Genomic DNA, 12511 nt, shown 5'->3' with positions numbered 1-12511 from the left:
CTCTGTACTCTTGATATTAGTTATACTTTTGACATTACTTGTTTTCTGGTTTAACACTTACGATTGTGTAAATTTCACCATCTGCTTTTAATTCAAAATCAACTTTTTGCCCTACTGCAAGCCCATTTAACAACTTAGGATCTGCAACCTTAAAACCCATTGTCATTGCTGGCCATTTAATCGCTGCAATTGCCTCATGATTGAGTGTCAAAATATTTTCTTTCGTATTAATAGCTGTAATAACGCCAACAGCTTGAGCTGTCATTGCTGTAGATGATTCTTTACTCATCTGCTCCATAGGTGCTTCCGCTTTCTTTTGCTCTGATGCCTCATTTTTACTACAAGCGCTTAACGTAGCAATAGTTGCAACAAGAGCTACAATTTTCATAAATTTAAACATAATAAAACCTCTTTGAACGAAATAATAAAACTATCAAGATTTTGATAGTTTCCTTTTGATTAGAAGTTGGTAGGCAGCGGGGATAACAAACATTGATAAAAGCGGAGCTGAAATCATGCCTCCAACCATCGGTAAAGCAATACGGCTCATCAATTCAGAACCTGTTCCAGTCCCCAAAAGAATAGGAAGTAGCCCGACTAAAATTACAGCTACAGTCATCGCTTTTGGGCGAACACGTAGAACAGCCCCTGTACGAAGTGCGTCATTGAGCTGTTGTTCAGTTAAGGATTTTTCAGAAGACTGCGTTTGTTGTATGGCTTGCTTTAAATAAAACAACATGACCACACCAAACTCTGCGGCAACACCCGCAAGTGCAATAAAGCCTACTGCTATGGCAATTGAAAAGTTATAGCCACTGAAATACATTGCCCAAATACCACCGATTAAAGCGAATGGTAGAGTCAGCATAATCAGAGCGGCATCTTGTACTTGTCTAAAAATCAAATAGAGCAATAGAAAAATGATCATCAAAGTGATTGGTATCACCACCTTTAGACGAGCATTTGCTCTTTCCATAAACTCAAATTGACCTGAATAACTAATACTCATACCCGCAGAGCGTTTCACTTGTTCATCAATAGATCGTTTCAAATCCTGAACTACAGAAGCTAAATCACGCTCTTGTACATCAACATAGACCCAACCACTTGGGCGAGCATTCTCACTTTTTAGCATTGGGGGGCCATCAGTGATTTGAATATTGGCAATGCTACTCAAAACAATTTGCTGACCTGATTCAGTCAGAATTGGTAGATTCCTTAAGGCTTCAAGTGAATCTCGGATTTCTCGTGGATAACGTACATTAATAGGATACCTAGCTAATCCCTCAACAGTTTCCCCAATATTCTCCCCACCAATTGCTGATGACACAATTTGCTGTACATCATTGATATTAAGACCATAACGTGCAGCTTGCTTTCGATTAATATCGATATCAACATATCGCCCACCTGTGAGTCGTTCAGCTAAAGCTGAGCTAACACCGGGTATCTTTTTGGCAACCTGTTCAATTTGTTGTGCGACCCGATCAATATCTTGCAAATCATTTGCTGAAATCTTAATCCCGATTGGGCTTTTAACCCCAGTTGCCAACATATCAATTCGGTTACGAATAGGTGGCACCCAGATATTTGTTAAACCCGGTACTTGAACCGCTTTATCCAGTTCTTTTACTAACTTGTCGGGTGTCATACCTGAACGCCATTCAGATCGCGGTTTAAACTGAATCGTGGTTTCAAACATTTCTAAAGGTGCTGGATCTGTAGCTGACTCTGCTCGCCCAGCTTTACCAAATGCCGTGGCAACCTCTGGAACAGTTTTAATCATTCGATCAGTCTGTTGAAGTAACTCAGAAGCTTTTGCTGCGGACAATCCCGGTAAAGCCGAAGGCATATACAGTAAATCACCTTCATCCATATTGGGCAGGAACTCTCCACCTAAGCGAGTTAAAGGGAAAAGACTGAGAAGAAAAATGAATGATGCACCAAATAAAGTTGTCTTTGGATAAGCTAAGACCTTATCCAACATCGGACGGTATATTTTGATTAGAAAACGGTTTAATGGATTGCATTGTTCAGAGGGTAACTTCCCTCGAATCCAGTACCCCATCAAAATTGGAATCAGTGTAATTGATAACCCTGCGGCAGCGGCCATGGCATAAGTTTTAGTAAATGCCAATGGAGAAAACAGTCGTCCTTCTTGTGCTTGTAAAGTAAAAATAGGAATAAAGGATAAAGTAATGATGAGTAAACAGAAAAATAAAGCAGGTCCAACCTCACTAGCAGAATGCGTAATGATGTCCCAACGCTCTTGTGTTTTTAAAACTTGATCAGGATGTTCATGTTGCCAAGCTTCGATATGCTTATGTGCGTTTTCGACCATAACCACAGCGGCATCGACCATAGCGCCAATTGCAATGGCAATACCACCCAATGACATGATATTGGCATTTAGTCCCTGATAATACATCAATAAAAAAGCTGACAAGATTCCCAAGGGCAAAGAAACAATCGCAACCATTGCTGAACGTAAATGCCAGAGGAATAATCCACAAACCAAAGCCACCACAATAAATTCTTCAATCAATTTATGGCTTAAATTTTCTACAGCCCGATCAATCAATTGACTGCGATCATATACTGGAACAACTTGCACGCCTTTAGGTAAACTTTGTTGCAATTCAGCCAGTTTTGCTTTCACAGCAGTAATCGTTTCACGTGCATTCTTACCGGCCCGTAAAATCACAACACCTCCAACGGTTTCTCCTTGTCCATTAAGTTCAGTAATTCCACGACGCATTTCAGGTCCGAGTTGAATCGTTGCAACCTCTCCAAGAGTGATTGGGATGCCTAAACCGTTCGTACGTAATGGGATCTGCCGAAAATCTTCTAATGTTTTTAAATAACCAGAAGCTCTTACCATATATTCAGTTTCAGCCATTTCTAGGACTGAACCGCCAGTTTCCTGATTTGCCTTTTGAATTGCCTCAATGATACTTCGTTGAGTTATACCGAATGCTGCCATCTTGGTAGGGTCTAAAACAATTTGATACTGCTTAACCATTCCCCCAATTGTGGCAACCTCAGCCACATTCGGTACTGTCTTTAGTTCATACTTCAAAAACCAGTCTTGTATGCTTCGCAGTTGTGAGAGATCATGTTGCCCTGTTGGATCAACCAAAGCATATTCGTAAATCCAACCAACACCTGTAGCATCTGGTCCTAATGAAGATTTTGCATTTGTAGGCATTCGCCCTTGTATTTGATTCAGATATTCCAACACGCGAGAACGTGCCCAGTAAAGATCAGTATGTTCATCAAAAATGATATAAACAAACGAATCACCAAAAAAAGAATAGCCCCGAACAGCTTTAACACCGGGCACTGATAACATGGTCGTTGTTAAAGGATACGTCACCTGATTTTCAACAATTTGTGGTGCTTGACCGGGAAAATTAGTTCGCACAATAACTTGTACATCAGACAGATCTGGCAAAGCATCAACCGGAGTATTTTTGACAGCCCAAGTTCCCCAAACGGCAAGAACTACAGCAGCTAATAAGACAAATACTCGATTTGCAATTGAAAAACGAATAATACGGGTGATCATGATGGTTCTCCCGTTTAGTTCTTCATAGATGTCATAGACATCTTGGAAATGTCAGAAATCACATAAGCATCCCCAACATGTGTAAAGCGGAAACTGACCTGATCTCCTTGCTGAATTTGGGTAAATGGTTGTACTGGTTGTTTAAAGCCCATGGTCATAGCCCCCCAACCCAACTCAGCAATTGCCTGATGTGAAATGGTAATGTCTTGAGCTGTAACTTTTTCCACTTTACCAATGCCTTGGTATATTGATGCCTTAGTTACTTGAGATGAAGTAATCGATTGTCCAGTGTTTAACTTATCCAGTACACCCTGTAAATTGGCCTCAGAATCAATTATGAATTGTCCCGAAACCACTACTTTCTGACCAGCGTTCAAACCCTGTAGAATTGCTATTTTATTTCCATCACTCTGCCCTAACTGTACAACAACAGGTTCAAAACGCCCTTGTTCATGTGCCACAATGACGATATTACGAGTACCGGTACGTATAACAGCTTGCTCTGGCACAACTAAACTGCTTTGAGGATTGTTGGAGAATTTGACAGAAGCAAACATTCCTGGCTTGAGTTGTCCCTCTCTATTGGGTAACTCAATACGAACTTTTATGGTTCTGCTTGTGGTATCTAGTGTTGGTAAAATATCAATGACTTTACCAGACACTTTTTGAGGATATGCAGCAAAAGTTGCTTCGACTTTAGCACCTCGTTTTATTCCAGCAATTTGCGTTTCAGGCACTGCTGCTTCTAACCAAATTGGATTAATTCCTTTAATTGAAGCAAGTGTTTGCCCCATAGTTAAAGTCATTCCACTATGAACTTCTAATGAGTCAATGAATCCACTTATAGGAGCACTCAAAGTCATATTAGATTGTACTTGATGTGTTTGTTCGACTTGATGGATCACATTTGGTGGGATTCCCAGAAGCCGTAGGCGTTGTCGACTTGCTTGAATAAGAGAACGGTCTCCTATTTTAAGTACTGCCAAAAACTCGGTCTGCTCCCCAGTCCATTCTGGTATTGAAATATCAGCAATCGGGCTCCCTTGAGTCACTATATCTCCGACTGCATGACCATAGACACGCTGAACAAAACCACTTGCCCGTGTTTGCAGAATCGCTATCTGTCGTTCATTCGCTTGTAATATGCCATTGGTTAACAAAGTATTACCCATTACAACTTGTTCGACTGTGGCATAACGAATGGCTAGATTTTGTTGAAGAGATGGATCAATCTTTACTCCTGCACTTTCAGTCATTCCAGAAGTACTTTCATCCGCATATTTAGGGACTAACGGCATATCCATAAAAGGGGATTTCCCCGGCTTATCAAAATGCTGTTCTGGTTTCATTGGATCGTACCAGTACAACACTTTAGCAGTTGCCTGATCACTTACAGTTTGCTTTTTATCATTTTGATGAGCATACCAATATCCAGCTCCACTACCGATTCCCAAGCTGCCCACAATCAAGCCAGCAATTACGAATGCTAATTTATTTTTTAACATTATCGTGACTCCTCAGCATGGTTTAAGGTCGGTTCTACAAAAGAAAAATAGAGCTGGGCTTTGATAATTGCTTGCTGTTGTTGTAAATCGATGAGGCGTAATCGCTGATTTAGTAATGCTTGTCGTGTCTCAATGACATCTGACAAATTGGCTTTACCAGCCTGATAACTTGCTAGCTGTAAATTTACTTTTTGTTTAGTCAAAGGAAGTGTACTTTGAACTGTACGTTGGATTTGTTGATCAAGGGCTTTTAAGTCCGATAGCCCCTCATCTAACATAGTGAGATGCTCGCGGTATTTTATCTCCTGATCTGCTGTAATCCTGTTTTGTTCCGCTAAAATGGCTTGAACCAATGAACTACTACGTTTTTTTGAAAATACTGGTAGTTCCGTTGTCAGTTGCACACCAATCATATCTCCAAATTCAGGAGCACGGTGCTGATAGGCAAACTCGATACTCCAATCTGATTTTTGTAGGGCTTGAGCTTGCTTAAGTTTGGCTTCAGCAGTTTGCCTTTCTGCTTGAAATGCTTTCAATTCAGGAAGTTGATGCAGATGATGATATAAACGTGATGTATCAAAATTAATTACAGGTTCTTGGCTAGGCAAACTTTCTATTTCAGTTGTACGACTAGAATCCGCACTGATTAATCGGTGTAATTCTAGCTTTGCTTTATTTAAATCTCGAAGTAAATCATCTTTTTGATCAAGTAAAACCGTTTTGTCCAGCTTAGGGGAAATCGCATTAGTAACCATAGTCCGACCAGATGTAACCTGTGTCTGCGTAATCTGGAATAACAATCCATTTTCTGAAAGAAGGTCATCATATAAGGCCAGTTTACGCTCAAGATAAAAACGCTTAAGCCATACCGATGCTACTTTTTGACGTAACTCAATACGAAGAATTTCTGTCTGAGCATTAGCTGAACCCAATTCAGCTTTTGCTAATTCTATTTCGGCCAATCTTTTGGCACGATTTGGAAAATCTTGCATGATGCCAATCTTTTTCATCGTCATGCCTTCTTGTGTGACTGACCATGCGGCATCGCCAGACACGGGGTAATTATCTAAGCCAACAAACAGTTTAGGATTGGGTAAGATACCGGAAGCTGAAACCATATTCTCAGCACCTTCAATCTGAGCACTATTAGCTCTTAGAGCAGGCGCATATCGCTCAGCAAGCTTCAATGCTGTATCCAAAGTCAGTGGCTGGGCATAAGCATGTCCATAACTCAAGAAAAAACAGATCGTCGCAATCGAGCATCCACCCCATTTTAGGGACAGCTTTCCTTTATTAAAGTTCATATTTTTAGCTCTAAAATGATGTACACGCGCACGTGCAGAACACCCATAGAAAACTCTATGAATGATGAAGAATCATCAAATTAGTTAAAGCGTGGGGGTTTCCATAAATTGGAAAGATCAGATGAGATGAAATTTTGATTTAATGGAGAAAAAGTAGACTGTTCCGCAGGTAAAAAAATCATCGACTGCAAAACATCCAGCGCTGTAGATGTATATGCAATTTTAGAAAATGACATAATACAATCTTGCTTAGACATACATGATGGATCATGTAATTGCTTCTTAATCTTTACCTCAGCTTTCATACAATCCATGTGCATAGCACTTGCTTTTTCATGATCTTCAGAATTCATCATTTGCATGGATTGTGTATCTTGAGATGACATTAAACATGGGCTATGTACAGATGCAGCAGCTGCTGCCGATCCTACAATTAGGATAGCAAAAGATAAAAACAGCGATAAGCATGTCCTTAACAAGTGCATAACATCAAGACCAAAATTTAACCTTTTTAGTTTTACAGATTATCCTGTAAATAACAATCCTATAATTAATTAAACTAATTCATTAAACAGCGGTTGTTGGTTTATATCAACAACCGCCTTCTAAATTAAAACCGACTTATAACTTGATAAGTTATAAAGGAAAATAAATAAGCCAATGAAAAGAGATATACAGCCATTACGACTGGTTGTTTCCAACTCCCTGTTTCTCTTCGAATGGTCGCTAGTGTTGCTAAACAATGCGGGGCAAAGATAAACCAAACTAACAATGACATACCTGTCGCTAGCCCCCATCCATCCGGACCAGATATTTGAGATAATAAAGTCTGGGTAACTGCATCTTCATCACCAGACATTGCATAGATCACCCCTAACGCAGCAATAATCACTTCACGAGCTGCCATGGCAGGAATCAAAGCAATACAAATTTCCCACGTAAATCCAATCGGAGCAAATATTGGATGGATTAGATGTCCTAACTGTCCAGCAATACTATAATTGATTGGTGGCATTGTTGGGTTATCAGGTGGTAATGGGAACGTTACCAAGAACCATAATAAAATAGAAAGTGCGACAATAATTCCACCAACTCTTTTTAAGAATATAGTCGCTCTATCATAAAGCCCCAAAGCTACATTTCGAACATCTGGAATACGGTATGTAGGTAATTCAAAAATGAAAATACTTTCAGTTTTATCTTTTCTTACTAATTTCAGGAATAAAGAAACCAATAAAGCGGATACGATTCCTGACATGTAAAGCCCGAACAGAACTAGACCTTGTAAACTGAGCCAACCATAAACCAACTTGTTTGGAATGAATGCAGCGATCAGCAAAGCATATACAGGTAATCGTGCAGAACACGTCATCAAAGGTGCAATCATAATCGTTGCCAAACGATCTCTTTCAGAACTGATACTCCGTGTTGCCATAATTCCTGGGATGGCACAGGCAAAGCTTGAAAGCAACGGAATAAATGAACGCCCACTTAAGCCTGCTTTAGACATCAGTTTATCCAACAAAAAGGCAGCTCTAGGTAAGTAACCTGATTCCTCTAAAACTAAAATAAAGAAAAATAAAATAAGAATTTGAGGCATATAGGCAAGCACACTACCTGCACCCGCAATCACACCGTCAACAATCAAACTTCTTAGAAGTTGGTGCGAAATTAAAGGTCCAACAGCCCCACTAAACCATGTAATCGAATTTTCAATAAATGCAATGAAGGGTTGTGCCCAAATGAAAACAGCCTGAAACATTACAAACATGGTAAAGGTCAATATTAATAATCCAAAAAATGGATGTAAGAATATTTTGTCTAAGAAAGCCGTTCGTTTATCACCATTATCATTCTTCAATATGACCTGTTTTGTAATATCTTTGATTTGGTCGAAATGATTTAGATCAGAATGATAAGGGGAAATAAACAAATTTTTTTGGTCTAACTGCGTTAATAAACCCTGAATCCCTTTTGTCTTTACAGCTATCGATTCAACAACAGGAATACCTAAGAGCTGAGATAATTTTGATGTGTCAATCGAGATACCACGTTTTCTAACCTCATCCATCATGTTAAGAACAAGTAACATTGGTCTGTTTAAAGCTCTGACTTCAAGTACAAGACTTAAATGAAGATGAAGATTCGTAGCATCCACAACACATACAAAAATATCAGGTATAACTTCACCTTTTAACTCGCCAAAACAGACTGCTCTAGTTACTTCTTCATCTAAACTACTTGGCTTTAAACTGTAAGTCCCAGGTAAATCCAGTACTCGTACAGTATCGCCAGAAGGTAATTTAAAAAAACCCTCTTTCCGTTCTACCGTTACCCCAGCATAATTAGCAACTTTTTGACGAGTCCCTGTGAGGGTGTTAAAAAGTGATGTTTTACCGCAATTGGGATTACCAACGAGTGCAATATTTTTAGTGTTCATTGGTAATCTCTACAAAAATTCGTTCTGCTTCATTTTTTCTTAATGCGAAACGTGAGGTTTCAATTTGAACCAATACGGGGTCACCACCAAAAAGCCCTTTTGCAAGTACTTGTAAGGATTCACCTACTCTAAAGCCCAGCAGTTCTAAACGCTCTAGAACAGGATCATTTTTATCTTGATACTGATCACCCTTTTTAAGATCAATGATTTTTACAATTTGGTCTTGCTTTACTTGAAATAAATTCATTGTCTGCACCTTATTTCAACGCCAAAATTTTTCTAGCGCCGTTAAGCACGAACAATGAAACGAGGATACCAATAATCAAATCAGGGTAAGCTGAGCTAGTCCATGTCACAAGTACACCGGCAAAAATGACTCCCATATTAACGATTACATCATTTGCGGTGAATATCCAACTTGCTTTCATATGGGCACCTCCATTTTTGTGGCCTGTCAATAAATAGAGACAGGCAACATTTGCAATAAGTGCACAGAAAGCAATAATAATCATTATGCTAGATTCAGGCTCACTACCTAGAATAAAGCGCCTAATCACATCAACAATAACAACAAGAGCTAATGACAATTGAATCCAACCAGCGAAATGAGCTGCTTTTACTTGGTACTTAGCTGCTTTTCCTACTACATAAAGTGCTATACCATAAACAGCAGCATCAGCAAACATATCAAGAGAGTCGGCAATAAGACCTGTAGATTCGGCGATAATGCCACTTATGAATTCAATAAAAAAAAGAACACCATTGATCGCTAATAATAATTTTAGTACTTTCGCCTGCTTAGTTGGATCAGGTGCTTCAGGCAATTCCCCCGTAGCTTTTACCGTTTCCACAAGCTTTGCACCAAAGCCAAGGGCTTCAAGTTTTGTGGTAATTTCATTAATCCCATTGGTATGGAAAACAACTAACTGTCTTTGCGCCAAATCAAAAGATAAACCTTTAACTTCATGCAAGGGAGAAAGTGCCATTCTTACCATTTGCTCTTCTGCCGAACAATCCATCTTCGGAATCAGAAAAGTACTAGCTTCTTGTGCTTGTTCTTTATTTTCATAAACTTCAGTTTTATTTAATTTTGCCCCAAATCCAAGAACTTCAAGTTTTGTAGTGATTTCATTACTTTCACCATTATGCAGAACTTTTAGGTTTCGGTTCGGCAAATCAAAAACCAAGCTCTTAACATCTATCAATGAAGATAAAGTCATCCGAACCATTTGTTCCTCTGCGGAACAATCCATTTTCGGGATGCTATAGTCACTGATGAAAGCCACTATACTTTCATTGCCACGAACTTGCTCTGGTAAATTTATAGTATCTGGGCCACAGCATGAATTCGACTGCTTACTACCGCAGGAATCTTTTTCATCAGGGGTAAGTTCTTGCTGTACCTCATTATCGCAACAAGAACTTTCGCTTTCTTCTGTAGCTAAATCTTTAATTTTACAAGAATCTGTTTTTGATTCATTTTGTTTTTGCTTAGTGTCTTCACAAGAACTTTCTTGATTACAACCGCAACCACTCATTGATGTGCCTATAGTCATATCTTCACGTATTGCATATTAAAATCCCTATAGCTACTATAGAGTCAATAGATCAGGTGACTTGAAATGAACTTAAAAATTGGTGAATTATCTCAGCTATCCGGTTGCCCTGTTGTTACAATACGGTTTTATGAAAAAGAAGCTTTATTACTAGCCCCTAATCGTTCGGAAGCTAATTATCGACTTTATAACAAAGACCACTTAGAGCGACTTCTATTTATTCTTAATTGCCGAACTTTGAATATGGGCTTGGACGAAATAAAAATTTTATTAGCATACAAAGACAAACCTTGTGGAAACTGTAGTTCTATTAACATCTTAGTTGATAAACATATTCATCAATTAGAGCAGAATATCCAAAAACAGATTCAGCTTAAGCAACAACTTTCTGATTTAAGAAGTAAATGCTCTGGTTTTTTGGAAATTAACTCTTGTAAAGTACTTGAAGGGTTATCCGTAAGTTTAAAATAATTAAGAATGAATAATGGAATATCACCATTATTCATTCTTAATAAAATATTTAGAAAACTAATTCAATGCCTGCCCCGTATAACCACCCCTTTTCAGAATCTGTAGCTTCTTGAAAAGTTGTTAATTTCTGCCCTTTTTCATATTGATAAGCTATATCAACAAATGGTCTGATACGTTTGGTAATCTCATAACGAGTTTTAATACCTGTCTTCAATTCTGACAATCCCGTCTTTGATGCAAAGTCAGAATTATCATTAAACACAACATCTGCTTCAATATATGGCTGAGTAATCAACTTTTGAGTGAGTAATAAATCACGGTCGAAATCAAAACTGGCTCCCCAAAAATTATTTTCACCACCATAAAGGTAAGCTTTTGTCTCAAAGAAATAAGGAGCAAGACCTAATAATCCAATAACACCATCAATGCGATTACTATTACGGTTATTTTTGTCCTCACTATACCTTACCCCAGCTTGAACATCCCAAAATGGTGCAACATTTCTACTGTAAAGAGCTGATACATCATAATTGGGATCATTACTCTCTGCTTTATTCAGATTGGCTTCAACAAACATTCGATTTTCATCTGTTCCAATCAATGTTTCGAAACTCGAACCTAAACTGCCTTTACCATCTTTATCAACTATCCACTCATTGGAAAATTTAGTTGTTTGGTAAATCTGCCCACCATGCTCGTTCAGATGTTTATCATGATTTTGGCTAAGAGTTAAAGTTTCAATTCCTTTGTCTTTTGAAGTTTTTTGAGCAACATTGCGTTCAACATAACCTAATCCGCCTGATTCTCTTAAAAGCACATTCATACTTGAAGTACTCTTATTTAGATTTTCAGTCGAATTATCATTCGCAAATGCCATACCTGCTAAACCAATTAAAGCAACTGATAAAAGTGTTTTTGAAAAAAGTTTTTTAGTGGTTTGCATGTTGATTCACTCCCTTATCATTTGCATGGGGTTGGGCAACGATACTTTTTGAATCAACATCATTGCTATCTACATTTGCCACAATGAGTTTGTTCATCATTCCAGCTGCCATGTGATATAACAAATGGCAGTGGATAGCCCATTCACCTAATTCATCAGCAGTAAGTAAAGTTGTAACTGTTTTCCCTGGTGGCACAATGATCGTGTGTTTATTTGGCATATTACTTGGATCTTGACCATTTTCAAGCTGCATAAACATACCGTGCAAGTGCATTGGGTGAGCCATCATACTGTCATTCACAAATTTCAAGCGTATACGTTCCCCATATTTCACTTTGAATGGTTCTGTTTCATTAAACTTCTTACCATTAATTGTCCAAATGTAGCGCTCCATATTCCCACCAAGACGGATTTCCATTTCACGTTCAGGGGCACGAGTATCTGGTTGAGGGTTTAAAGATTGTAAATCACTATACTGGAGTGCTTTTTGACCAACGGGTGTTGAAGCATTTGCCCATCCAAATACGGTATTATCATTCTTGTCTGAAGCCGACTTAACAGTAGCGCTATTCATCGGCATATCATGATCCATACCTTTCATAGAAGACATATCATGATCCATACCTTTCATAGAAGACATATCGTGATTCATGCCTTTCATAGAAGACATATCATGATTCATATCTTTCATAGAAGACATATCATGATCCATACCTTTCATAGA

At 38.5% G+C, this 12511-nt stretch carries 11 protein-coding genes; 1 reads left to right on the top strand and 10 read right to left on the bottom strand.

Annotation, left to right across the window (positions count from 1 at the left end; all coding sequences use genetic code 11):
• Positions 1–34: 34 nt before the first annotated feature.
• From F908_RS06445 to F908_RS06410, 8 genes are all read right to left on the bottom strand, one after another.
• Positions 35–400, bottom strand: a complete 366-nt coding sequence (locus F908_RS06445) for a copper-binding protein (protein WP_004912811.1) — start codon at positions 398–400, stop codon at positions 35–37.
• Between the two features lie 33 nt (positions 401–433).
• On the bottom strand, positions 434–3568 hold the full coding sequence (locus tag F908_RS06440) for an efflux RND transporter permease subunit (protein WP_005159444.1): 3135 nt from the start codon (positions 3566–3568) through the stop codon (positions 434–436).
• Positions 3569–3582: 14 nt separating this feature from the next.
• Entirely contained in the window at positions 3583–5073 is a 1491-nt protein-coding gene (locus tag F908_RS06435) for an efflux RND transporter periplasmic adaptor subunit (protein ID WP_004912818.1), read from the bottom strand.
• Positions 5073–6377, bottom strand: coding sequence for a TolC family protein (locus tag F908_RS06430; RefSeq protein WP_005159440.1), 1305 nt, complete (start codon positions 6375–6377; stop codon positions 5073–5075). Before F908_RS06430 ends, F908_RS06435 begins: the two co-directional genes overlap by 1 nt.
• A gap of 80 nt (positions 6378–6457) precedes the next feature.
• Positions 6458–6862 carry a hypothetical protein gene (locus tag F908_RS06425; RefSeq protein ID WP_004699723.1) on the bottom strand — a complete coding sequence of 135 codons (405 nt, stop codon included), beginning with the start codon at positions 6860–6862 and terminating at the stop codon, positions 6458–6460.
• A 125-nt stretch (positions 6863–6987) separates the two neighbouring features.
• On the bottom strand, positions 6988–8817 hold the full coding sequence (gene feoB, locus F908_RS06420) for a ferrous iron transporter B (RefSeq protein WP_005159438.1): 1830 nt from the start codon (positions 8815–8817) through the stop codon (positions 6988–6990).
• A complete protein-coding gene (locus F908_RS06415) occupies positions 8807–9064 on the bottom strand; it encodes a FeoA family protein (protein ID WP_004722330.1) in 258 nt (85 codons plus the stop codon). Before F908_RS06415 ends, feoB begins: the two co-directional genes overlap by 11 nt.
• A 10-nt stretch (positions 9065–9074) precedes the next feature.
• Entirely contained in the window at positions 9075–10355 is a 1281-nt protein-coding gene (locus tag F908_RS06410) for a cation efflux transmembrane domain-containing protein (protein ID WP_005159434.1), read from the bottom strand.
• 84 nt (positions 10356–10439) lie between these two features.
• Here F908_RS06410 and cadR point away from each other — a divergent pair, with 84 nt between their 5' ends.
• Positions 10440–10844 (top strand): Cd(II)/Pb(II)-responsive transcriptional regulator, encoded by a 405-nt coding sequence (gene cadR, locus F908_RS06405; RefSeq protein WP_005144789.1) that lies wholly within the window; start codon positions 10440–10442, stop codon positions 10842–10844.
• 49 nt (positions 10845–10893) lie between these two features.
• On the opposite strand, the gene F908_RS06400 is transcribed toward cadR, so the two are convergent.
• Both F908_RS06400 and F908_RS15465 read right to left on the bottom strand, forming a co-directional pair.
• The gene (locus tag F908_RS06400; protein ID WP_005159431.1) at positions 10894–11787 is read right to left on the bottom strand and encodes a copper resistance protein B; all 894 of its coding nucleotides are present in this window, start codon (positions 11785–11787) and stop codon (positions 10894–10896) included.
• A partial coding sequence (locus tag F908_RS15465; protein WP_005159421.1) for a multicopper oxidase domain-containing protein occupies positions 11774–12511 on the bottom strand: 738 nt, incomplete at its 5' end. The genes F908_RS15465 and F908_RS06400, both read right to left, overlap by 14 nt.

The organism is Acinetobacter sp. NIPH 284 (assembly GCF_000369425.1).
In the GTDB taxonomy this organism is placed as follows: domain Bacteria; phylum Pseudomonadota; class Gammaproteobacteria; order Pseudomonadales; family Moraxellaceae; genus Acinetobacter.
Note: the sequence above shows the minus strand (reverse complement) of the source record. Positions and strands in the feature narration are given on the sequence as shown.

Coding starts and splice junctions, on each gene's coding strand:
- F908_RS06425 (WP_004699723.1), bottom strand. CDS start 6,862: ATGCACTTGTTAAGGACATGCTTATCGCTGTTTTTATCTTTTGCTATC.
- F908_RS06445 (WP_004912811.1), bottom strand. CDS start 400: ATGTTTAAATTTATGAAAATTGTAGCTCTTGTTGCAACTATTGCTACG.
- F908_RS06415 (WP_004722330.1), bottom strand. CDS start 9,064: ATGAATTTATTTCAAGTAAAGCAAGACCAAATTGTAAAAATCATTGAT.
- cadR (WP_005144789.1), top strand. CDS start 10,440: ATGAACTTAAAAATTGGTGAATTATCTCAGCTATCCGGTTGCCCTGTT.
- feoB (WP_005159438.1), bottom strand. CDS start 8,817: ATGAACACTAAAAATATTGCACTCGTTGGTAATCCCAATTGCGGTAAA.
- F908_RS06430 (WP_005159440.1), bottom strand. CDS start 6,377: ATGAACTTTAATAAAGGAAAGCTGTCCCTAAAATGGGGTGGATGCTCG.
- F908_RS06435 (WP_004912818.1), bottom strand. CDS start 5,073: ATGTTAAAAAATAAATTAGCATTCGTAATTGCTGGCTTGATTGTGGGC.
- F908_RS06410 (WP_005159434.1), bottom strand. CDS start 10,355: ATGAGTGGTTGCGGTTGTAATCAAGAAAGTTCTTGTGAAGACACTAAG.
- F908_RS06400 (WP_005159431.1), bottom strand. CDS start 11,787: ATGCAAACCACTAAAAAACTTTTTTCAAAAACACTTTTATCAGTTGCT.
- F908_RS06440 (WP_005159444.1), bottom strand. CDS start 3,568: ATGATCACCCGTATTATTCGTTTTTCAATTGCAAATCGAGTATTTGTC.